Source organism: Micromonospora echinospora (assembly GCF_014203425.1).
Taxonomy (GTDB): Bacteria; Actinomycetota; Actinomycetes; order Mycobacteriales; family Micromonosporaceae; genus Micromonospora; species Micromonospora echinospora_A.
This window is the reverse complement of the sequence record NZ_JACHJC010000001.1, coordinates 3,867,416-3,888,699: the sequence shown is the minus strand read 5'-3', so window position 1 is coordinate 3,888,699 and position 21,284 is coordinate 3,867,416. Positions and strand designations below refer to the sequence as shown.

Here is a 21,284-nt window from a genome sequence, read left to right as displayed (position 1 = left end):
CCCACCCCACCCCGCCCGCCCGCCCGCCCGCCCGCCCGCCCGCCGATCTTGCACTTCGGGACCCGGAAAACCTCCCGAACCGGGCACTCATGGGGCCCGAACTGCAAGATCGCGGGAGTAGGGGGTGCGCGGGTCAGGCTGCCGCGAGGGCGTGGTGGGGTGGGCGCAGCGACGACCGCCCGGCCGACCAGGCGGTGAGGAGGTGCGCGGCGAACAGGCCGTCCACCGCCAGCGCGGCGGCGGCGCCGAACAGCACGTCGGACGCGAGCGCCGGCTCGGCCCGAACCAGCCCGCCGCACATGTCGTGCGCGGCGATCTGCTCGTGCACGGCGTCGGCCTCGACGTGTTCGTCGTAGAAGCGCGTGGCCACCGCGTCGAAGCCGAGCCGGCGCAGTCCGTTGCCGTAGCGGCGGTTCGGCAGCGACGAGGTCATCTCGTAAGCGGCCAGGTGCCCGAGCAGCGCCCCGCGCAGCCGCCGGTGCAGTCCGAACAGCGACATCAGGTTGTTCGTCGCCAGCGTCACCGCCGGGACCCGGTCCAGATGGGCGGCGTACCCGGTGTCCAGGCCGAGCCGGTCCATCGTGGTGCGGAACAGCTCGGCGTGCATCCGGTCCAGCCGGCCGTTGCCGTACTCGTCGGTCTGGATCTCCACGAGCGCCGCCTTCGCCGGACCGCCGAGGCGCGGCAGCGCCCAGCTGTGCGGGTCGGCCTCGCGCAGGTGGTAGATCGAGCGGTGCGTCACGAACTCGCGGAACTGGTCGAGGTCGGCCCGGCGTTGCAGCGTGGCCGCCAGCGGCGGGCCGCCGTCGGCGGTCACCACGTCGGCGAGCGCCGCCGGCAGGGCGGCCGGCAGCACCGCCGGCGCCGGGCCGGCCAGTTGCCGCAGCGCGGCCTCGAACGGCTGCTCGGCGCGGGCGCGCAGCGCCAGCAGCGACGGCTCCCACTCCCACGCCTCGTCGACGCCCGACCAGCCCCGGTAGTGCAGCTCGTAGCAGAGGAACAGGGTGAGCTGGAGGTCCTCGTCGGTCAGCGGCGCGGCCACCGCGCCGAATTCGGCGCCCAGCCCGGCGGGCAGCTCGCCGGGCGTCCCGCTCAGCGCGGTGAGCAGCGCGGCGGAGACCGGGCCGCGGACGGCGGGCAGTGGGGCGGGGCCGTAGCGACGGCCGGCGGCGACGGACATGGGACCTCCCGGGACTGTTGTGCCTGGTCGCAGTGCCCCGGTGTGATCCGGCTAAACGACCTCGTCCGCCGCGATGGCCTCGGTCTGGATCACCCGCTCCCGCACCCGGCGGGCGGCGTCCCCGTCGGTCACCAGGCCACGCAGGTCGGCCAGCGCCGGTTCGGGCGGCTCCAGCGGCACGGCCGGGTCCACCACCGCCTCCAGGACGGCCGGCCGGTCGGCCGCGAGCACCTCGTCCCAGGCGGGTCCGACCAGGTCGGGCCGGTCCACCCGGACGCCGTGCAGCCCGAGCAGGCGGGCCCACCCGGCGTACGGCACGTCGGAGCGCCGCCCCCCGGGCGTCCGCCCGCCGCCCACACCGGAGTGGTCCCGGTTGTTCAGCACCAGCACGATCAGCCGGGGATCGCGCCACCGCGTCCAGTGGTGGGCCACCGTGATCAGCTCGGCCAGGCCGTTGAGCTGCATCGCGCCGTCGCCGAGCAGCGCGAGCACCGGCTCGTCCGGGCGGGCCAGCTTGGCCGCGACCGCGTACGGCAGCGCGCAGCCCATCGAGCCGAGCGTGCCGCACAGCTGCGCCTGCACCCCCGGCGGCAGCTCCAGGTGCCGGGCGTACCAGTAGATGACCGAGCCGACGTCGACGGCGACCGCGGCGTGCCGGGGCAGCCGGGCGGACAGCTCGCGGAGCACGAGCTGCGGGTTGACCGGCTCGGCCGGGGCGGCCGCGCGCTCGGCGGCGGTCTCCCGCCACCGGTCCACCATCTTCTCCACCATGCCGCGCCACTCGCGCAGGGGCTGGTCGGGTACCCGGGTCAGCAGCGCCCGCAGCGTCTCGGCGGCGTCGCCGACCAGCGGCACGTCCACCGGGTAGCGGGTGCCGATGCGCCGGCCGTCGATGTCGATCTGGATGGTGCGCACCTGTCCCGGCATCGGGAACCAGTCGGTCCACGGGTCATTCGTGCCGATCATCAGGAGCGTGTCGCAGCTGCCCATGAGCTGCGCGGCGGCGGTGGTGCCGACCTCGCCGAGCACGCCGGTGTGGAACGGCAGCCGCTCGTCGAGCACCGGCTTGCCGAGCAGCGACGTGGCGACGCCCGCGCCGAGCCGGTCGGCCAGCGCGACGATCTCCTCGGCCGCGCCGTGCGCGCCCTGACCGACCAGCACCGCCACCCGCCGCCCGTTGCCGAGCAGCGAGGCGGCGGCGTCCAGGTCGGCGTCGTGCGGCAGCACCCGGGCCAGCGGCTCGCCGGGCGTCGCGGTGACCACGCCGGCGGTCTGCGGCAGCAGGTCCGGTACGGCGGTGACCTGCAACACCCGTGGCAGCACCACACAGGTCGGGCTGCGGGTCGCGGCCGCGGTACGGAACGCCTGGTCCAGCAGCGCCGGCACCTGCTCAGGCCGGCGGCCGTAGCGGACGAACTGGTTGCACACGTCGCCGAACAGCCGGCTCAGCCCGATCTCCTCGTGCGCGCCGCCGAGCGGGCCGGTGACGTCCTCGCCGATGATCGCGACCACCGGCTTGCTGTCGAGCTTGGCGTCGTAGAGCCCGTTGAGCAGGTGCACCGCGCTGGGCCCCTGGGTCGCCAGGCACACCCCGACGCCGCCGGTGAACTTCGCGTGCCCGGTGGCCATGTACGAGGCGGTCTCCTCGTGCCGGGCGGGGACGAAAGCCGGGTCCCCGCCCGCGTCGTCGAGCGCGCCCACCAGCGGGGCGATCGCCGCGCCCGGACAGCCGAACACCCGCGGCACCCGCCAGGCCCGCAGGCGCTCGACCACCAGGTCGGCGACGATGCGCTCAGCCATTACCCCGCCCTGGCGTGCTCGCGTCGACGTAGCGCAGCACCGCGCCGACCCCGTCGGTCAGCTCCGGCGCCTCCTCCGGCGCGAGCACTGTCAGGTCCGCGTCGGTGCCGATCAGCGCGCGCAGCAGCGCGGCATCGGCGCGTACCCGCTGCGGGTCGGCCACGGACATGTCCGCCAGCTGGCCCGGGTCGGTGGCGATCTCGGTCGGCTCGGGGCCCACCCACAGCTCGCCGTCGGCGGACGGGTCGTCCACGATGAGCATGGTGTCGACCTGGTTGCGTTGCAGCGCGGAGACCACGGCGTCGAGGCCGGCGCCGACGTCCTCCTGCACGCCGAAGCGGTCCAGGGCGGCGGTGACGCGCCGGTCGGCGACCTCGGCGACGGTCTGCGCCGTGATGTCGTCCATCAGCGTGTCGTCCGCGCCGACGTCGCGGGCGCCGGCGTCGGTGCGGACCAGCACGTCCTGCCACCGTTCCGGCAGCTGGGCGGCGATCATCCCGGTGGCCCGGATGTCCCCGGCCACCACCACCACGTCCGCGCCGACCCGCTCGGCAAGGTCGGCGGTGGCCGCGGCGGCGTCACCGGCGTTCTGATGCCACGCCTCCATGGCGGCGCGCTGGTAGCGCGACTGCGACCAGCCGCCCGGCTGCACGCGCCGCAGCTGCCGGCTCTGCGCGCCCGTGACGTGGGCGCGGCGGGGCACGCCGCCGGCGCTCACCGCCATCGCGTCCGCGCCGGTGCGGTCGGCAAGCACCCGCACCCAGGCCACCTGCTCGCCGCGCTGGGCGACGAGCGGCATGGTGTGCGGCAGCGCCGACCAGCTCGCCAGGTCACGCAGCGGCGGCGCGGACAGGTACTCGGTGAGCACCACGCGGCCCCGGGTGGCGAAGACGGCGATGCCGTAGTCGCCGGGCATCGGCTGGTGCCGGCGGACGACCTCCTCCACCGCCTCGACGGTGACCGGGTCGGCGCCCTGGCTCAGCAGGTCGCCCTTGAGGGCCCGCCAGCGCAGGTCGACCTGCGCTCGCGCGTCCTGGGTGTCGCGGGAGGCGTCCAGGTACACCGAGCACCAGGGCCCGGGACGGTTGTAGACCGGGCGCAGGAAGGACAGCTGCATGCTCGACCCCTTTCCGGCTCGGCCGCACGCATACCCGCGCCCCGGCGGAGTTCACCTGCCGGCTTCCCGGGCGTGACCAGTGTTCATTCACGTCGTTCAACTCCACGGGTCGATACCATCTGTGCACGGATCGGAACTCTCGGTGGTGAACATGGACACGGAGCTGCACACCCGACGCGTCGTCCACCCGGCGGAGCGCGTCGTCACCGGCCGTCTGGTCCGGTTGATGGAGGGCTACGCCCGGGAGGTACGTGTCGCGCAGCCGGCGCTGGTCGCGGTGCTGACCGCCGCGGGGGTGGTGGGGCTGCTGCTCAAGGTGGTGCGCGCGTTGCTCAGCAGCGGTGGCGGCGGGGCCCGGCGCAGCTTCAAGGAGCTGAAGAAGGGCCCGGAGTTCCTGGTCACCCCGGTCCGGGTTCGCGAGGCGAGCGGCCGGCTGGTCGAGGTCGAGCTGCACGGCCACCTGCCGCAGAGCGCGCTGCACCCCGGCGATCACGTCCAGCTCACGCTGCGGGCCCAGCGCGACGCGGACCTGGCGCCCCGCATCGAGCGGATCGTCAACCTGACCACCGGTCAGCTGCTGCGCCCGCGTACCGCCACACTCTGGTCGCACCTGGGTCCGGCGCTGCTGTTGCAGGCCATGCTGGGCGCCGTGCTGCTGTTCGGCGTGGCCGCCTGCTCGGCGCTGACCTAGGTTTCCCCGTCGTCGGCGGTGGGCACCGCTGCGGCCATGTTCGCAGGATTCACGCTCACCGAGATCGACGTGGGGCCGGTACGCCTGCGCGTGCGCCACGGCGGCGCCGGGCCGCCGGTGGTGCTGCTGCACGGGCACCCGCGTACCCATGCGACCTGGCACCGGGTGGCGCCGCGGCTGGCCGCGCGGCACACGGTGATCTGCCCGGACCTGCGCGGTTACGGCGGCTCGTCGAAGCCGCCGAGCGACCCGGAGCACACGGTCTACTCGAAGCGGGCGATGGCCGCCGACGTGGTGGCGCTGCTCGACGCGCTCGGCCACCGCCGGGCCGCCGTGATCGGTCACGACCGCGGGGCGTACGTGGCCATGCGGACCGCCCTGGACCACCCGGACCGGGTGAGCCGCCTCGGGGTGCTGGACGGGGTGCCGATCGGCGAGGCGCTGGCCCGCTGCGACGCCCGGTTCGCCGCCCGCTGGTGGCACTGGTTCTTCCTCGGTCAGCTCGCCAAGCCGGCCGAGCGGGTGATCAACGCCGATCCGGACGCCTGGTACGGCGGCTCACCGGAGGAGATGGGCGAGCAGGCGTACGCCGACTACCGGCGGGCCATCGGTGATCCGGCGACAGTGCACGCCATGTGCGAGGACTACCGCGCCGGGCTCGGGCCGGACCGGGCGGCGGACGACGCGGACCGGGCCGCCGGGCGCCGGATCGCCTGCCCGGTGCTGTTCGCCTGGTCCGAGCGCGACGACATGATCGACCTGTACGGCGACCCGGCCGCCATCTGGCGGGACTGGGCCGACGACGTGCGGACCGCCTCGATCCCGTCCGGGCACCACATGGCCGAGGAGGCGCCGCACGAGCTGACCGACGTGCTGGCCGGCTTCCTCGCGGAGGACCTCGCCGCGCTCAGCGACCGGCGGGGGTGAGCGGCCGCTCGGCCGGGGCCGGCGCGTCGAGCAGGCCCCGGCGGCGCGCCCAGCGCTCGAACAGCACCGTGGCGAACGGCGGCACCGCGCTGACCAGGGCCAGCCCGGCCTGCACGAGCGTCCAGCGACGCCGCAGGGCGACGACGAGCGTGAGCAGGCCGTAGACCACGAACAACGCGCCGTGGATCGGGCCGAAGATCTTCACACCGATCTCGTTTCCGGGCGGGCCGTACTTGACCGCCATGCCGGCCAGCAGCGCCGCCCACGAGCAGGCCTCGGCGAACGCCGCCACCACGAACGCCCGGATCCACCCGTCGCGCATCAGCCACTCCCCTTCGCCGTCGGCGGCCATGTTAGCCGCCGTGTCCGGGCTGCCCGGACGGAACCCACGGGCCCGCGACGGGGATCACCAGGGCCGCCACGGGGTACAGAAAAGGTCCTCCGGGCCTTTCCTGACCCGCCGCTCCGTGCGAGGTTGGGAAGAACCAACGGTGACAGGGTGGTGACCATGGGCGAGGACGTCGGCGTGCGTACCTTCAGCCGGGAGGACCGGGCCCGCTATCGCGAGAAGGTCCGGCGGTGCCTGGACGTCTTCGCCGAGATGCTGCGTGAGTCCCGGTTCGACGTGGAACGGCCGATGACCGGCCTGGAGATCGAGCTGAACCTGGTCGACGACGACTTCGACCCGGCCATGCGCAACGCCGACGTGCTGGAGGCGATCGCCGATCCGGCGTTCCAGACGGAGCTGGGCCAGTTCAACGTCGAGATCAACGTCGAGCCGCGGCGGCTGGCCGGGACCGGCACGGCCGCCTTCGAGGAGCACGTGCGGGCCAGCCTGAACGCCGCCGAGTCCAAGGCCCGCACGGTGGGCGCGCACATGGTCATGGTCGGCATCCTGCCGACGCTGCGCCCGGAGCACCTGACCGCCGAGACGCTGTCGGCCAATCCCCGGTACGCGCTGCTGAACGAGCAGATCTTCGCCGCCCGGGGCGAGGACCTGCCGATCGCGATCAGCGGGGTGGAGCGGCTGGCCACCACCGCCGACACCATCACGCCGGAGGCGGCCTGCACCAGCACCCAGTTCCACCTCCAGGTCAGCCCGGCGCAGTTCGCCGACTACTGGAACGCGGCCCAGGCGATCGCCGGCATCCAGGTGGCGCTCGGCGCGAACTCGCCGCTGTTCTTCGGCCGGGAGCTGTGGCGCGAGACCCGGGTGCCGCTGTTCCAGCAGGCCACCGACACCCGGGCGGAGGAGATCAAGGCCCAGGGGGTACGCCCGCGGGTGTGGTTCGGGGAACGCTGGATCACCTCGGTATTCGACCTGTTCGAGGAGAACGTGCGCTACTTCCCGGCGCTGCTGCCGGTCTGCGACCCGGAGGACCCGGCCACCACGCTGCACAGCGGCGGGGTGCCGAAGCTGGCCGAGCTGCGCCTGCACAACGGCACCATCTACCGGTGGAACCGGCCGGTCTACGACGTGCTGAAGGGCCGCCCGCACCTGCGGGTGGAGAACCGGGTGCTGCCGGCCGGGCCGACGGTGCTGGACACGGTCGCCAACGGCGCGTTCTACTTCGGCCTGGTACGGGCGCTCGCCGAGTCCGACCGTCCGCTGTGGTCGCAGATGTCGTTCAGCGCGGCCGAGGAGAACTTCCAGGCCTGCGCCCGGCACGGCATCGACGCCCAGGTGTACTGGCCCGGGCTGGGCTACCTGCCGGTGACCGAGCTGGTGCTGCGCCGGTTGCTGCCGCTGGCCCACCACGGGCTGGACCGGTGGGGCGTGGACCCGGCCGAACGGGACCGGCTGCTCGGCATCGTCGAGCAGCGCTGCCTGACCAGCCGTAACGGCGCGACCTGGCAGGTGGAGACGCTGCACCGGCTGGAGTCGGCCGATCACCTGGACCGGCCGGCGGCGCTGCGCGAGGTGGTCCGCCACTACGTCGATCTGATGCACAGCAACCGGCCCGTGCACGAGTGGCCCATCCCCTGAGCCGGGCCTCCCGTCAGCGCAAAGCGGTCACCGTCGCCCGCGCGGCCTGGGCGACCAGCGCGTCGTCGGGCTTCGCGTCGCGGCTGTCGCGGCTGGTCAGGACGGCGAGCACGATCGGCGCCCCGTCCGGGGGCCACACCACGGCGATGTCGTTGCGGGTGCCGTACCCGCCGGTGCCCGACTTGTCGGCCACCTGCCACCCGGCCGGCACGCCGGCCCGGACCAGGCCGCTGCCGGTGGTGCTGGCCCGCATCCAGCCCAGCAGCAGGTCACGGTCCGCGGGCGGCAGGGCCTCACCCAGCGTGTACGCCCGCAGCGAGCCGACGAGCGCGCGGGGCGTGCTGGTGTCGCGCGTGTCACCGGGTGTGGCCGCGTTGAGTTCCGGCTCGGTGCGGACCGGCCGGGTGACCCGGTCGCCGACGTCCCGCAGCGCCCGCTCGAAGCCGGCCGGGCCGCCGAGCGCGTCGAACAGCAGGTTGCCGGCGGTGTTGTCGCTGTGCCGCACCGCCGCCTCGGCGGCATCCCGCAGCGCGATCCCGGTGTCCACGTGTCGTTCGGTCACCGGTGAGTGCGCCACCAGGTCGGCGCGCCGGTATCGGAGCACGCGGTCCCGGTCGGCGTCGGACGTGGCGGCCAGCACCGCGCCCGCGGCGAGCGCCTTGCACGTCGAGGCGTACGCGAACCGCTCGTCGGCCCGGTGGGCGAGGGTGCGCCCGGTGCCGGTGTCGACGGCGTAGACGCCGATGCGGGCGCCGAAGCGCCGCTCCAGCGCCGCCAGCTCGGCCGGCGCGGGTACCGGCTCGGCGCTCGGTGTGGCGTTCGGCGTGGATGCGGTCGGGGCGCTGGTGGACGGTGCCGCTTCGGGCTGGTCCTTTGTGCAGCCGGCCACCAGGGCCGTCGCCGTGAGCATCGCCGCCGCGAGCACCTGCCGTCGGATCACCCGTTTCCTCCCCTTTCGTCCGGACCACGCCGTTCTCGGATCATTGTCGCCGATCCCGTCGGGCCGGTGGTCCGCCGCCTCGGCGGCGCTGTGGCTCGCCGCCTCGGCCGGCGCTGCGGCGCGCCGCCTTGGCCGGCGCTGCGGCGCGCCGCCTTGGCCGCCCCTGCGGCCGCCGCCTCGGCCGGTGGCCCGCCGGCCGGCGGGGCAGGTCAGCCCGCGACGGCGGCGAACGTGACAGCGCCCGCCGCGGCCAGCGGCAGCGCCACCGCGGCGGCCAGCAGCCGCACCCGGGCGGACCGGCCGACCAGCACCACAAGCAGCGCGGCGAGCCCGAGGTCGATGGCGACGTTCCACCACACGCCGGGATAGTCCGACCGCGACTTCAGCGCGAACCGCAGCGCCTCCTCGACGAACACGGCCACCGGCAGCGCGGTCCCCACGACGCGCCGCCATCCGTCGGTCCGCGCCCAGATTCCGGCGACACCGAACACCACGCCCGCCACCACGCCGAACGCCATCCAGACGAACGAGGTGACCGCCCAGATCACGGCGAGGTCGTCGCCCTGGAGCAGCGTGGCCGCCAGGTAGTAGCTGGGCACCGCGACGATCAGCAGCACGCTGGCGGCCACGGCGGCGCGCACCGCGCCCGACCTGATCCACCAGCCCAGCGCGAACGCGGCCACCGCCCAGGTGGCTGTGGAGTTGCCCAGTTCGGCGAACGGGAACGGCACCCGCTTGATCCAGACGAAGTCCAGGAAGCCGAGCAGGAATCCGGCGACGGGTACGACAAACGCGACGGCGCGACGCGAGGGTGGCATGCATGCGAGCTTACATACTCGGTATGCTCTCCTCGTCGACACGGCGGCCCTACGAGGCGAGGCGCCGCTCGGACGGCGCGAGACGCACCGCGTCGTCGGAGTGGTTGATCTCCGACCACACCGCGTCGAGGGAGAGGCCGAGGACGTCGGCGATCGCGGCGATGGTGGGGAACGCCGGGGTGGCTACCCGGCCGGACTCGATCTTCCGGAGCGTCTCCGGGGAGACACCCGCGTCGAGCGCGGTGAGCAGCATGGATCGCTCGCCCCGGGCGCGACGCAGGAGCGCGCCGAGGCGCTGCCCGCGCTCGACCTCGGCGGGGGTGAGGGGCAACCGGACCATGCCGAGATTCTAATACCGGGATAACATGACCGGGATACTTATTGGTCGCGCGAGGAAGGCGCCTGCATGATCGAGATCCTGAGCCCCACCGACGTACGGCGGGCGCGGGACACCGGCGCCCTGGTCGCCCACATCCTTCAGACGCTTCGCAGCCGCACCACTGTCGGCACCAACCTGCTCGACATCGACAGGCAGGCCCAGCGCATGATCGTCGAGGCCGGGGCGCAGTCCTGCTACGTCGACTACGAGCCGTCCTTCGGGCGCGGGCCGTTCGGCCACTACATCTGCACGTCGGTCAACGACGCGGTGCTGCACGGGCTGCCGCACGACTACGCGCTCGCCGACGGTGACCTGCTGAGTCTCGACCTGGCCGTCAGCCTCGGCGGGGTGGTGGCCGACTCCGCGATCAGCTTCCTCGTCGGCGACGCCCGGCCTCCGGAGAGCGTCGCGCTGATCGACGCGACGGAGCGCGCGTTGCGCGCCGGGATCGCCGCTGCCGGTCCCGGCGCCCGCGTCGGCGACCTCTCGCACGCCATCGGATCGGTCCTCACCGCGGCCGGATACTCGGTGAACACCGAGTTCGGCGGCCACGGCGTCGGGTCGACGATGCACCAGGACCCGCACGTGTCGAACACCGGCCGGCCCGGGCGCGGTTACACGTTGCGCCCCGGGCTGCTGCTGGCGCTGGAGCCGTGGGTGATGGCGGACACCGCCACGCTCGTCACCGACGCCGACGGGTGGACGCTGCGCAGCGCGACCGGCTGCCGTACCGCGCACAGCGAGCACACCATCGCCATCACCGACGACGGCGCGGAGATCCTGACGCTGCCGAGGTCGTGACCCGGGCCCGGCCGGGGGCCCTGGTCACGCGGCCGCGCACCGCTCCCGCAGCGTGGGGACGCCGGGCCCGGTGAGGTCGTCGCAGTACGCGGCCCGCCCGGCCATCGCCATCATCAGCGCCACAGTGGTGCCGCTGACCAGCGGGCCGTCGCCGGCGGTGAACGGCCCGTCGGTCGCCTCCACCCGCAGGCCGTCGATGGCGCTGCGCCCGGCGACCGTGAAGTCCCGCCCGGCGTAGAACCGGGCGACCGGCGTCATCGCCTCGACCGACGGCGTCCGTGCCAGGCCGAGCGGACGCCGGATGTCCTGGGCGTGCACGACCACCTCACCGAGCCACGCCTCGGTCGGCCCGAACGTCGACGTGGTGCTGCCGATGATCCGGCGGAACCGGTCGAGCGTCTCCCCCGGGTCGGCGCCCCGGTGCTCGGCCAGCCGGCGGTCGTTGTGCAGGTCGAAGTCGAACCGGGCGCCGAGCACGCTGGCGACCCAGCGGGCGCGGCCGACACTCGCCGCCGCAGTGAGGTGCGCGACCACCTCCTGCACCGTCCACCGGCCGCACAGCGAGCGCCGCGCCCACTGCGCCGCGTCGAGACCGGCGAGGTCGTCGGCCAGGGCGGCGCGCTCGGTGTGCGCGAGCGCCCACAGCTCACGGCGGGTCAGCGTGTCGGACATGAAACCTCCAGGGTCGGGCCGTCGGAGGTAGGACCGCGCTGCCTGGACGAACTCACCGCTCCCCGCCCGCCGATCTTGGAGTTGTGGTGGTTCACGAACCGGACTTGTGCGACCTTCGAGGCGCCACAACTCCAAGATCGACGCTGAGGGCGAGGGCTGCACGTTTGCTGCACGTCCGCTGAACGCTCGCCGATGACGCTTCTCGCACACATCAACCGCAAGGGAGAAGCGTCATGTCACACAGGTACCTCTCCACCGCCCGTACCACCGCCTCGATGGTCGGGGCGCTCGTCCTGGCCGCCGCGGGCCTGGCCGGCGGCGCCGCCCCGGCGTCGGCGGCCTACATCGTCCCCGCCGACTGCGGCCCCTACTCCGGAGCACCGGTGCCGTTCGGATACGACCCGCAGTACGTGCCCGTCGGCGGGCTCTACACCAGCACCAACAACAACGGCCCGGAGTTCATCATCGGCACAACCGGTTCCGACGTCATCGTCGGAAGCGTCTACGACGACGTGATCTGCGGGCTCGCCGGCAGCGACAACATCCAGGCCAACAGCGGCGACGACATCGTCTACGGCGGCTTTCACGGCGACGACATCTGGGGCGACCTGGGCAACGACAACCTCCACGGCGACGGTGGCGTCGACACCATCCACGGGGACCGCTTCATCGGACCCAGCGCCCTGGACGGCAACGACCGCGTGGACGGCGGCAGCAACGACGACTACCTCTTCGGCGACAAGGGCGTGGACACCCTGGTCGGCGGCCCCGGCTGGGACGAGGGTGACTGCGGCCCGGACGCGGTGATCGACGATTTCCGGCCCACAGTGGATCTCCCGACCAACTGCCCGTGATCCCGCCGGCACGGCGGTCCGCGCACCGGGAGACCGGGAACGCGGACCGTCGCGCTGCCGCCTGTCGGATCGTCGTCAGGCCGCTCCAACCAGCACCGTCCGCGGCTACCGTGACAGTCCGTGGCGGTGGAGTTCCGGGTGCTCGGCGACCTGGACGTCCGGGTCGACGGCCGGGCGGTCCGGATCGGTCACGCCCGTCAGCAGTGCGTCCTCGCCGCTCTGCTGGTCGAGCCCAACCGGGTCGTCGCGGCCGGGCAGCTCATCAGCCGGGTCTGGGGCGACGAGGTGCCGGACGGGGCCGCCGCCACCCTGCGTGGCTACCTGTCCCGGCTCCGGCAGGCGCTGGCCGGCGCGGACGAGGTCCGTATCGTCCGGCGCCATCCCGGCTACCTGCTCGCCGTCGACCCGGACCGCGTCGACCTGCACCGCTTCCGCGCGCTGACCGAGCAGGCCCGGCGCGCCGGGGACGACGTGACGGCGATCGGCTGCCTGGAGCGGGCGCTGGGGCTCTGGCGCGGCGAGGCGTTCGACGGGCTGACCACGCCGTGGCTGGCGGCCTACCGGCAGACCCTCGACCGGCAGCGGCTCGCGGCGGCGCTGGACCGCAACGACATCGCGATGCGCCGGGGCGCGCACGCCCGCCTCCTCCCCGACGTCCTGGATCTGAGCGGCCGGTACCCGTGGGACGAGCGCCTGGCGGCGCAGGCGATGCTCGCGTTGTACCGGTGCGGGCGGCAGGCGGACGCCCTGGAGCACTTCCACCGGCTGCGCCGCCGGCTGGCCGCCGAGATCGGCGCCGACCCCAGCCCGCCGCTGGCACAGCTCTACCAGCAGATCCTCACCGCCGACGCGGCGGTCGCGCCGCCGCAGTTCCCGGAAGAGGGGGAACCGGCAGCGGCGGCCACCGGCCCGTCGCCGGGCGGGGCACGGGACGCGGGCGCCGTGCCCCGGCAGCTGCCCGCGTCGCCCGGCGTCTTCGCCGGCCGGACCGCCCAGCTCGCGCGCCTCGACGAACAACTCGGCGACGCGGGACGCCCGGACGGCGCCGGGCCGCCGGTGGTGATCTCGTCCATCGGTGGCGGCGGTGGCGTCGGCAAGACATGGCTCGCTCTACGGTGGGCGCACGCCAACACCGATCGCTTCCCCGACGGGCAGCTCTACGTCAACCTGCGCGGCTTCGACCCGGCCTCGGAACCGGTGAAATGGCCGGTCGCGGTGCGCGGCTTCCTCGAAGCGCTCGGCGTCGAACCGGCGCGCGTCCCGGCCGACCCGGAGGCCCAGGCGTCGCTGTACCGCACGCTCGTCGCCGGCCGCCGGCTGCTGGTGGTCCTCGACGACGCCCGCGACGCCGCCACAGTGATACCGCTGCTGCCGGGCACCCCCACGAGCGCGGTCCTGGTGACCAGCCGCCGGCAGCTGGCCGGTCTCGTCACCACCCACGGCGCGCGACCGCTGCCGCTGGACGTGCTGCCCGACGACGAGGCCCGCGAGCTGATCGTCCGGCAGGTGGGCGCCGCGCGGGTGGCGGGACAGCCGGACGCCGTCGCGGACATCCTGGGGTTCTGCGGGGGCCTGCCGCTGGCTCTCGGGATCGTGGCGGCCCGCGCCGCGCTCAACCCCGAACTGGCCCTGTCGTCCGTCGCGGCCGAGCTGACCTCAGCGGTCAGCCCGCTGGACGCGCTGGCCGGCGACGAGGTGACGACGAACCTACGGGTGGTGCTGTCCCGCTCGCTGGCGGCGCTCACCCCGGCCGCGGCGGAGGTCTTCGCGCTGCTCGGCCTCGCCCCGGGCCCGGACATCGGCCGGGCCGCGGCCGCCAGCATGACCGCCCGTACGCCGGACGAGCTGCGCCCGCCGCTGCGCGAACTGGTCGACGCGCACCTGGTGCAGCAACACGTCGCGGGCCGGTACCGCATGCACGACCTGGTCCGGAGCTTCGCGGTCGAGCGGGCGAGCGGTGACCCGGCCGGTTCCCGGTCCGCGTTGCGCCGGCTGGTCGACCATCATCTGCACACCGCGCACGCGGCCGCGCTGCTGCTGTCCCCGCAGCGCGACCCGCTGACCCTGGCGCCCGCCGCGCCGTGGGTGACCGCCGAACGGCTCGACGACCTGGCTGCGGCGCTGGCCTGGTTCACCGGCGAGCACCAGGTGCTCCTCGCGATCATCGAGTACGCCGCCGGCAACGGCCTCGACGTCGCCACCGGGCAGCTCTCGTGGACCCTGGCCACCTACTTCGACAGGCAGGGCCACTGGCACGACTGGGCCGCTGTGGCCCGCCGGGCGGTCGAGGCGACCGGGCGCTCGGGCGACCGCCCGGCGCAGGCGCAGGCGCACCGGCTCCTGGCCGGGGCCTGCTCGAACCTCGGCCGGCACGCCGAGGCGCAGCGCAACCTGCTCGCCGCGCTGGACCTGTTCGCCGCGCTGGGCGACGACGAGGGGCGGGCGCACACCCACTTCGACCTCAGCATGCTGCACGACCGGCAGCGGCAGCCCCGGGAGGCTCTGCCGCACGCGCGGCAGAGCCTCGCCCTTTACGAACGGGTCGGGAGCCCGCTCAAGCAGGCGGTCGCGCTCAACGCGATCGGCTGGTACCACTCGCAACTCGGCGAGCACCACGACGCGATCACCTTCTGCCGCCGCGCGCTCGCCCTGTCCGAGCAGGCCGGGAGCGCGTACGGGCAGGCGAACACATGGGACAGCATCGGCTTCGCCCACCACCACCTGGGCGAGTACGAGCAGGCCGTCGACTGCTTCCAGCAGGCCCTCGCCCTGTTCGCCGAGATCGGTGACCGGCACGCCGAAGGCATCGTGCTGGACCACCTCGGCGACACGTGGGCCGCGGCCGGGCGGGCGGACGCCGCCCGGGACGCCTGGCGGCGGTCACTCGCGCTGTACGAGGAGCTCGGTCACGCCGACGCCGAGGCGGTACGGCGCAAACTTCACCGGTGAGCGGTCAGAGCGCCGCGATCGCCGCCGACTCCGGCGGCAGCTCGATGCCGTCGCGCATCACCGTGACGCCCTCGGACGTGGCGAGCAGCACCCGGCGTACCACCCCGGGCAGGTTTATCCGCTGCGCCCGGTCGGCCAGGTTCGCCACCACGAGCGTGTCGCCGCGCCGCATCACCAGGAACCGGTCGCCGTGGCGGACGTCGACCCGGTCCAGCCGGGGGTCGGACAGGTCGGCCCGCGAGCGGCGCAGCTCGATCAGCCGCCGGTAGAGGTCGTACGTCTCGCGGTGCTCCGGCTTGTCCAGCTCGGCCCAGTCCAGCCGGGACCGCAGGAACGTCTGCGGGTCCTGCGGGTCGGGCACGTCGTCGGTGGCCCACCCGTGGCCGGCGAACTCCCGCCGGCGGCCGGTGGCGACAGCCGTCGCCAGTTCCGGCTCGGGATGGCTGGTGAAGAACTGCCACGGCGTGGTGGCCGCCCACTCCTCCCCCATGAACAGCATCGGCGTGAACGGCGCTGTCATCAGCAGCGTCGCGCCGACGCGCAGCAGCCCGGGCGACAGCGTGGCGGAGATCCGGTCGCCGGTGGCCCGGTTGCCGATCTGGTCGTGGTTCTGCAGGTACGCCACGAAGCGGTGGCCGGGCGTGCGCTGCCTGTCGACCGGACGGCCGTGGCTGCGGCCGCGGAAGCTGGACCAGGTGCCGGCGTGGAAGAACCCGCCGGTCAGCACGTCGGTGAGGCACTCCAGCGAGCCGAAGTCGCCGTAGTAGCCCTGCCGTTCGCCGGTGAGCAGCGTGTGCAGCGCGTGGTGGGCGTCGTCGTTCCACTGCGCGTGCAGGCCGTACCCGCCCGCCTCCCGCGGTGTGATCAGGCGTGGGTCGTTGAGGTCGCTCTCGGCGATCAGCGACAGCGGCCGGCCGAGGTGCGTGGACAGCGCCTCCACCTCGGCGGCGACCTCCTCCAGCCAGTGCACGGCCCGGCCGTCCGGCATGGCGTGCACGGCGTCCAGCCGCAGCCCGTCGACGTGGTAGTCACGCAGCCAGCCCAGCACGCTGTCGGCGATGTAGCGGCGCACCCCGTCGGAGTGCGGGCCGTCCAGGTTGACGGTGCGGCCCCAGGTGTTGCTCTGCTCGGTGAGGTACGGCGCGAACCGCGGCGCGTAGGCCCCGGAGGGCCCGAAATGGTTGTAGACGACGTCGAGGATCACCCCCAGGCCCTTGGCGTGGGCGGCGTCGACGAACCGTTTCAGGCCGTCCGGGCCGCCGTACGGCTCGTGCGGGGCGAACCAGCAGACGCCGTCGTAGCCCCAGTTGTACTCGCCGTTGAACGCGTTCACAGGCAGCAGCTCGACCATGTCCACGCCGAGGTCGACGAGGTGGTCGAGCCGGGCGATCGCCGCGTCGAACGTGCCTTCCGGGGTGAACGTGCCGATGTGCAGCTCGTACAGCACGCTGCCGGGCAGCTGCCGGCCGGTCCACGCGGAGTCGGTCCAGCCGAACGCGGCGTGGTCGTAGAGCCGGCTGGCCCCGTGCACCCCGGCCGGCTGCCAGGCCGAGCGGGGGTCGGGCAGGGCCTGCTCGTCGTCGTCGAGCAGGAACGCGTAGTCGGTGCCCGGCCCGGTGCCGGGCACCTCGACCCGCCACCAGCCGTCCGGGCCCTGACGCATCGCGTGGTCGGCGGCGCCGGGCAGGCGCAGCCGCACCCGGGCGGCCTCGGGCGCCCACACCGTGAACTCGGTCATGCGGCGGCCTCCACAGAGTCGGTGGGTGCGAGGAGGGCGACGGGATAGGTGCTCAGCAGATCATCGAGGAGCAGCTCAGAACCACTGTAGACCCGTCCGGTGAACAAGTCGGTGCGCTCGTGAACGGGAAGTGACAGGGCCGTGTCCCGCCAGCCGCCGGAGCGGGCCAGCCGCAGCGGCAGCCGGGTCGCCACCGCCACCGCGCCACCCCTGTCGAAGGCCACCGCGTGCGCGGCGGCCGGGCCGCGCGCCGGCACCGGCCGGTAGCCGCCGAACAGGTCCGGGCGGTCGCGGCGCAACCGCAGCGTCCGGGACACCACGAGCAGCTTGGCCGCGCCGTCGCCGGCCACCGCGGGCCGCCGGCCGGCGTCGAGCCGGGCCAGCAGGTCCCGGCGTACGGCGAAGTCGACAGGCCGCCGGTTGTCCGGGTCGACGAGCGAGTTCTCCCACAGCTCGGTGCCCTGGTAGACGTCGGGCACGCCAGGCATGGCGAGCTGGACCAGCTTCTGCCCGAGCGCGTTGGACCAGCCGGGCGGGGTGATCTCGGCGGCGAACGCGGTGATCTGGGCGTGCAGTTCCGGGTCGTCGTACATCCGGTCGACCAGGGCGCGCAGCTCGTGCTCGAAGGTCGGATCCGGGTCGGCCCAGCTGGTGGCGACCGACGCCTCCCGGGCGGCCTTCTCGGCGTACCCGTGCAGTCTCTCCCGTTCGATCGGCCAGGCCCCGACGGCGGTCTGCCAGAGCAGGTGGGCCAGCGCGGGGTCGGCCAGCGGCGCGCGCGACATCCAGTCGGCGACCCGCTCGGCCCAGCGGCCCGGCAGCTCGGACAGCACCGCGAGCCGGGCGCGGACGTCCTCGCCGCGCTTGGTGTCGTGGGTGGACAGCGTGGTCATGCTCGCCGGCCAGCGCACCTGCCGGGCGGCGGCGAAGCGGTGCAGCTCGGCCGCTGGTACGCCGAAGTGGGCCGGGCTGCCGCCGACCTCGTTGAGCGCGACGAACCGGCTCCACCGGTAGTACGCGGTGTCCTCCACGCCCTTGGCCATCACCGCGCCGGTCAGCTGCGGGAACCGGGCGGCCAGCTCGTGGCCGGGATCGCGCAGCCTCGCGGTGACCTGGTCGAGCACGCCGGTCAGGTCGGGACGGCGGCGACCGGCCTCGCTGCGGGCGGCGGCCAGGTGCCGGGCGCCGGAGGGCGGGTAGCCGCGGTAGACCGGGAAGCAGGCGGCCAGCTCGGCCAGGGCGGCGCGGACCTGCTCGCCGGGCAGCTCGGGCACGAGCGCGGACAGCCGGGTCAGCTCGGCGGCGAGCAGCCGGGTGGCGGCCTCCAGCTTGGTGGCGTGCGTCAGGTCCTCCCAGGACGTGTGCCGCCCGGTGAGCCGGCCGTCCAGCGCGGTGAAGTCCGCCTCGGCGTCCGGGTCGACGAACAGCCCGGACACGGCGGCCAGCGCGTCGTAGCCGGTGGTGCCGTCGACCGGCCAGTCCGGCAGGTCCTCGCCGTACTCCAGGATCTTCTCCACCACGAGCCAGCGCTCCGGCGCGGCGGCGCGCAACCGGGTCAGGTAGCCGGCCGGGTCGCGCAGCCCGTCCGGGTGGTCGACCCGGATGCCGTCGACCTCACCCGCGTCGACCCAGCGCAGGATCTCCGCGTGGGTGGCGTCGAACACCTCCGGGTCCTCCACCCGCAGGCCGGCCAGGTCGGAGACGGCAAAGAACCGGCGGTACGTCAGCTCGGCGTCGCCGCGCCGCCAGTTCACCAGCTCGTAGTGCTGCCGGTCGTGCACCTGGCGGGGCGTCCCGTCGCCGGTGCCGTCGGCGACCGGGAAGCGGTGCTCGTGGTAGCGCAGCTCCCCGTCTACGAGCTTCAGGTCGTCCAGCGCGCCCGCGGTGTCGGCGAGCACCGGCAGCAGCAGCCGCCCCCGGTCCCAGTCGATGTCGAACCAGCGCGCGTACGCCGACTCGCGTCCCCGCCGCAGCACGTCCCACCAGGCCGGGTTGGCCTCGGGCCGGGCGATGCCGGCGTGGTTGGGCACGATGTCCACGACCAGGCCCAGCCGGGCCGCGCGCAGCGCCCGGACCAGACGCGCCCGGGCGGCCTCACCGCCGAGCTGCGGGTTGACCGCGCGGTGGTCGACCACGTCGTAGCCGTGCGCGGAGCCGGGCGTGGCGGTGAGCAGGGGCGCGGTGTAGAGGTGGGTGACGCCGAGCGCGGCGAGGTAGCCCGCCAGCTCGGCCGTGACGTCCAGGTCGAAGCCGGGCCGCACCTGGACCCGGTAGGTCGAGCGGGGGGTGGCGGGCATGGGTCAGGCCGTCCTCTCCAGGACCAGCAGCGAGCGGTCCGGTACGCAGACCGTGCCGCCCGCCTCGACCAGTGTCGTCTTCTCCGGGTCGGGTTCCGCGGTGCTGATCACCAGCTCCCACCGGCTGCCGAACTCCTCGCCGGGCAGCGTGAAGTCCAGCGGCGCGTCGTGCGCGTTGAACAGCAGCAGGAACGAGTCGTCCCGGTGGCGCTGGCCGTACTGGCCGCGTTCCCCGATGCCGTCGCCGTTGACGAACAGGGCCACCGAGCGGCCGAAGTCGTTGCCCCAGTCCTCGCCGGTCATCTCCCGGCCGTCCGGGGTGTACCAGGCCAGGTCCGGCAGCCCGGAGCCGGCGGCCCGGCCGCCCACCGGCAGGCCGGTGAAGAACCGGCGGCGGCGGAACACCTGGTGCCGGTTGCGGAAGTCGGTGAGCCGGCGGACGAACTCCAGCAGCTCGTCGTCGGCCCGGTCCCAGTCGACCCAGGCGAGTTCGCTGTCCTGGCAGTAGGCGTTGTTGTTGCCGCGCTGGGTGCGGCCCAGCTCGTCGCCGTGGCCGAGCATCGGCACGCCCTGGGACAGCATCAGCGTGGCCAGGAAGTTGCGCCGCTGCCGGGCCCGCAGCGCGCGTACGCCCGGGTCGTCGGTCTCCCCCTCGACGCCGCAGTTCCAGGAGCGGTTGTGGCTCTCCCCGTCCCGGTTGTCCTCGCCGTTTGCGTCGTTGTGCTTGTCGTTGTAGGAGACCAGGTCGGTGAGCGTGAACCCGTCGTGGCAGGTGACGAAGTTGATGCTGTGGAACGGGCGGCGGCCGTCGTCCTGGTAGAGGTCGGCGGAGCCGGAGATGCGGGAGGCGAACTCGGCGAGCGTGGCCGGCTCGCCGCGCCAGAAGTCGCGTACGGTGTCGCGGTACTTGCCGTTCCACTCGGTCCACTGCGGCGGGAAGTTGCCGACCTGGTAGCCGCCGGGGCCGACGTCCCACGGCTCGGCGATGAGCTTCACCCGGCCCACGACCGGGTCCTGCTGCACCACCTCGAAGAACGTGGACAGGCGGTCCACCTCGTAGAACTCGCGGGCCAGCGTCGCCGCCAGGTCGAACCGGAAGCCGTCGACGTGCATCTCGGTGACCCAGTAGCGCAGCGAATCCATGATCAGCTGGAGTGAGTGCGGGCTGCGGACGTTGAGGCTGTTGCCGGTGCCGGTGTAGTCGACGAAGTAGCGCCTGTCCTCCTCGGAGAGCCGGTAGTAGCTCGGCGTGTCGATGCCCTTGAAGCTCAGCGACGGCCCGAGGTGGTTGCCCTCGGCGGTGTGGTTGTAGACCACGTCGAGGATGACCTCGATGCCGGCGGCGTGCAGCGCCTTGACCATGCCCCGGAACTCCTGCACCTGCTGGCCCAGGCGGCCCAGCGCGGAGTAGCCGTGGTGCGGGGCGAAGAAGCCGATGGAGTTGTAGCCCCAGTAGTTGCGCAACCCCAGGTCGGCCAGGCGGTGGTCGTGCACGAACTCGTGCACCGGCATCAGCTCCACCGCCGTCACGCCGAGCCGCTTGAAGTGCTCGATCATCACCGGCGAGGCGATCGCCGCGTACGTGCCGCGCAGCTCCTCCGGGATGCCGGGGTGGCGCATGGTCAGCCCGCGCACGTGCGCCTCGTAGATCACCGAGTGGTGGTACGGGGTGCGCGGCGGGCGGTCGTTGCCCCAGTCGAAGTACGGGTTCACCACCACCGACTTCGGCATGTACGGCGCCGAGTCCTCGGTGTTCATCCGGTCCAGGTCGCCGCCGACCTCGTAGTCGTAGACCGACGGGTGCCAGGTGACCTCCCCGTCGACCGCCTTCGCGTACGGGTCGAGCAGCAGCTTGTGCGGGTTGCAGCGCAGCCCGTTCGCCGGGTCCCACGGGCCGTGCACCCGGTAGCCGTACCGCTGGCCGGGCTCGATGCCGGGGATGTAGGCGTGCCAGACGTACGCGTCGACCTCGCGCAGCTCCACCCGGCGCTCGGTGCCGATGTCCCACTCGTCGAACAGGCAGAGCTCGACCTTCTCCGCCATCTCGGAGAAGATCGCGAAGTTGGTCCCCATCCCGTCGTACGTGGCGCCGAGGGGGTAGCTCTCGCCCGGCCAGACCTGCATGTCGCTCCTT

General features: G+C 73.9%; 17 protein-coding genes. 6 read left to right on the top strand and 11 right to left on the bottom strand.

All coding sequences use genetic code 11. The features are described from left to right. Positions 1–133 precede the first annotated feature (133 nt). Genes FHU28_RS17975 through FHU28_RS17965 form a run of 3 tightly spaced genes read right to left on the bottom strand, consistent with a single transcriptional unit; the run spans position 134 to position 4,097 of the window. The gene (locus FHU28_RS17975; protein WP_184685691.1) at positions 134–1,180 is read right to left on the bottom strand and encodes an iron-containing redox enzyme family protein; all 1,047 of its coding nucleotides are present in this window, start codon (positions 1,178–1,180) and stop codon (positions 134–136) included. A gap of 51 nt (positions 1,181–1,231) precedes the next feature. Next, the gene (locus FHU28_RS17970) at positions 1,232–2,980 is read right to left on the bottom strand and encodes a thiamine pyrophosphate-binding protein (RefSeq protein ID WP_184685689.1); all 1,749 of its coding nucleotides are present in this window, start codon (positions 2,978–2,980) and stop codon (positions 1,232–1,234) included. Beyond that, positions 2,973–4,097 (bottom strand): baeRF2 domain-containing protein, encoded by a 1,125-nt coding sequence (locus FHU28_RS17965; RefSeq protein ID WP_184685687.1) that lies wholly within the window; start codon positions 4,095–4,097, stop codon positions 2,973–2,975. The genes FHU28_RS17970 and FHU28_RS17965 overlap by 8 nt, the downstream gene beginning before the upstream one ends. A 142-nt stretch (positions 4,098–4,239) precedes the next feature. Here FHU28_RS17965 and FHU28_RS17960 point away from each other — a divergent pair, with 142 nt between their 5' ends. Both FHU28_RS17960 and FHU28_RS17955 read left to right on the top strand, forming a co-directional pair. Then, complete coding sequence (locus tag FHU28_RS17960) at positions 4,240–4,788, top strand: hypothetical protein (protein WP_184689670.1); 549 nt, start codon at positions 4,240–4,242, stop codon at positions 4,786–4,788. Between the two features lie 36 nt (positions 4,789–4,824). After that, positions 4,825–5,715 carry an alpha/beta fold hydrolase gene (locus FHU28_RS17955; RefSeq protein ID WP_184685685.1) on the top strand — a complete coding sequence of 297 codons (891 nt, stop codon included), beginning with the start codon at positions 4,825–4,827 and terminating at the stop codon, positions 5,713–5,715. Here FHU28_RS17955 and FHU28_RS17950 read toward each other — a convergent pair. Continuing rightward, the gene (locus FHU28_RS17950; RefSeq protein ID WP_184685684.1) at positions 5,696–6,067 is read right to left on the bottom strand and encodes a DUF3817 domain-containing protein; all 372 of its coding nucleotides are present in this window, start codon (positions 6,065–6,067) and stop codon (positions 5,696–5,698) included. The two genes, FHU28_RS17955 and FHU28_RS17950, sit on opposite strands and share 20 nt — an antisense overlap. Before the next feature lie 156 nt (positions 6,068–6,223). On the opposite strand from FHU28_RS17950, the gene FHU28_RS17945 reads away from it, so the two are divergent. After that, positions 6,224–7,702, top strand: coding sequence for a glutamate-cysteine ligase family protein (locus FHU28_RS17945; protein WP_184685682.1), 1,479 nt, complete (start codon positions 6,224–6,226; stop codon positions 7,700–7,702). 13 nt (positions 7,703–7,715) lie between these two features. Here the strand turns inward: FHU28_RS17945 and bla are convergent, their stop codons facing one another. The 3 genes from bla to FHU28_RS17930 all read right to left on the bottom strand — a co-directional run bounded on the left by bla (position 7,716) and on the right by FHU28_RS17930 (position 9,800). Next, on the bottom strand, positions 7,716–8,612 hold the full coding sequence (bla, locus tag FHU28_RS17940) for a class A beta-lactamase (protein ID WP_221454131.1): 897 nt from the start codon (positions 8,610–8,612) through the stop codon (positions 7,716–7,718). A 239-nt stretch (positions 8,613–8,851) separates the two neighbouring features. Next, positions 8,852–9,460 carry a DUF6518 family protein gene (locus FHU28_RS17935; RefSeq protein ID WP_184685678.1) on the bottom strand — a complete coding sequence of 203 codons (609 nt, stop codon included), beginning with the start codon at positions 9,458–9,460 and terminating at the stop codon, positions 8,852–8,854. Between the two features lie 49 nt (positions 9,461–9,509). Further along, positions 9,510–9,800 carry a helix-turn-helix domain-containing protein gene (locus FHU28_RS17930; protein ID WP_073829730.1) on the bottom strand — a complete coding sequence of 97 codons (291 nt, stop codon included), beginning with the start codon at positions 9,798–9,800 and terminating at the stop codon, positions 9,510–9,512. A 66-nt stretch (positions 9,801–9,866) separates the two neighbouring features. Between FHU28_RS17930 and map the strand changes: the two genes are divergently transcribed. Then, on the top strand, positions 9,867–10,640 hold the full coding sequence (gene map, locus FHU28_RS17925) for a type I methionyl aminopeptidase (protein WP_184685676.1): 774 nt from the start codon (positions 9,867–9,869) through the stop codon (positions 10,638–10,640). Positions 10,641–10,664: 24 nt separating this feature from the next. Here the strand turns inward: map and FHU28_RS17920 are convergent, their stop codons facing one another. After that, positions 10,665–11,312 (bottom strand): maleylpyruvate isomerase family mycothiol-dependent enzyme, encoded by a 648-nt coding sequence (locus FHU28_RS17920; protein ID WP_184685674.1) that lies wholly within the window; start codon positions 11,310–11,312, stop codon positions 10,665–10,667. A gap of 233 nt (positions 11,313–11,545) precedes the next feature. Between FHU28_RS17920 and FHU28_RS17915 the strand changes: the two genes are divergently transcribed. Then, positions 11,546–12,166, top strand: a complete 621-nt coding sequence (locus tag FHU28_RS17915; RefSeq protein WP_184685672.1) for a calcium-binding protein — start codon at positions 11,546–11,548, stop codon at positions 12,164–12,166. Between the two features lie 120 nt (positions 12,167–12,286). Continuing rightward, positions 12,287–15,115 (top strand): AfsR/SARP family transcriptional regulator, encoded by a 2,829-nt coding sequence (locus FHU28_RS17910; protein ID WP_184685670.1) that lies wholly within the window; start codon positions 12,287–12,289, stop codon positions 15,113–15,115. A gap of 4 nt (positions 15,116–15,119) precedes the next feature. Here the strand turns inward: FHU28_RS17910 and treZ are convergent, their stop codons facing one another. From treZ to glgX, 3 genes are read right to left on the bottom strand one after another with little or no spacing between them, the layout of a single operon-like run. Next, positions 15,120–16,853, bottom strand: coding sequence for a malto-oligosyltrehalose trehalohydrolase (gene treZ, locus FHU28_RS17905; protein WP_184685668.1), 1,734 nt, complete (start codon positions 16,851–16,853; stop codon positions 15,120–15,122). Next, positions 16,850–19,150 (bottom strand): malto-oligosyltrehalose synthase, encoded by a 2,301-nt coding sequence (treY, locus tag FHU28_RS17900; RefSeq protein ID WP_184685666.1) that lies wholly within the window; start codon positions 19,148–19,150, stop codon positions 16,850–16,852. Before treY ends, treZ begins: the two co-directional genes overlap by 4 nt. A 3-nt stretch (positions 19,151–19,153) precedes the next feature. Continuing rightward, a complete protein-coding gene (glgX, locus tag FHU28_RS17895; RefSeq protein ID WP_184685664.1) occupies positions 19,154–21,274 on the bottom strand; it encodes a glycogen debranching protein GlgX in 2,121 nt (706 codons plus the stop codon). Positions 21,275–21,284: the final 10 nt, after the last annotated feature.

Excerpts from the sequence above, each read along its gene's own strand:
- FHU28_RS17935 (WP_184685678.1), bottom strand. The coding sequence starts at position 9,460 with ATGCCACCCTCGCGTCGCGCCGTCGCGTTTGTCGTACCCGTCGCCGGA.
- FHU28_RS17950 (WP_184685684.1), bottom strand. The coding sequence starts at position 6,067 with ATGGCCGCCGACGGCGAAGGGGAGTGGCTGATGCGCGACGGGTGGATC.
- glgX (WP_184685664.1), bottom strand. The coding sequence starts at position 21,274 with ATGCAGGTCTGGCCGGGCGAGAGCTACCCCCTCGGCGCCACGTACGAC.
- FHU28_RS17955 (WP_184685685.1), top strand. The coding sequence starts at position 4,825 with ATGTTCGCAGGATTCACGCTCACCGAGATCGACGTGGGGCCGGTACGC.
- FHU28_RS17965 (WP_184685687.1), bottom strand. The coding sequence starts at position 4,097 with ATGCAGCTGTCCTTCCTGCGCCCGGTCTACAACCGTCCCGGGCCCTGG.
- FHU28_RS17915 (WP_184685672.1), top strand. The coding sequence starts at position 11,546 with ATGTCACACAGGTACCTCTCCACCGCCCGTACCACCGCCTCGATGGTC.
- FHU28_RS17930 (WP_073829730.1), bottom strand. The coding sequence starts at position 9,800 with ATGGTCCGGTTGCCCCTCACCCCCGCCGAGGTCGAGCGCGGGCAGCGC.
- treZ (WP_184685668.1), bottom strand. The coding sequence starts at position 16,853 with ATGACCGAGTTCACGGTGTGGGCGCCCGAGGCCGCCCGGGTGCGGCTG.
- map (WP_184685676.1), top strand. The coding sequence starts at position 9,867 with ATGATCGAGATCCTGAGCCCCACCGACGTACGGCGGGCGCGGGACACC.
- FHU28_RS17945 (WP_184685682.1), top strand. The coding sequence starts at position 6,224 with ATGGGCGAGGACGTCGGCGTGCGTACCTTCAGCCGGGAGGACCGGGCC.
- FHU28_RS17970 (WP_184685689.1), bottom strand. The coding sequence starts at position 2,980 with ATGGCTGAGCGCATCGTCGCCGACCTGGTGGTCGAGCGCCTGCGGGCC.
- treY (WP_184685666.1), bottom strand. The coding sequence starts at position 19,150 with ATGCCCGCCACCCCCCGCTCGACCTACCGGGTCCAGGTGCGGCCCGGC.
- FHU28_RS17975 (WP_184685691.1), bottom strand. The coding sequence starts at position 1,180 with ATGTCCGTCGCCGCCGGCCGTCGCTACGGCCCCGCCCCACTGCCCGCC.
- FHU28_RS17920 (WP_184685674.1), bottom strand. The coding sequence starts at position 11,312 with ATGTCCGACACGCTGACCCGCCGTGAGCTGTGGGCGCTCGCGCACACC.
- bla (WP_221454131.1), bottom strand. The coding sequence starts at position 8,612 with ATGCTCACGGCGACGGCCCTGGTGGCCGGCTGCACAAAGGACCAGCCC.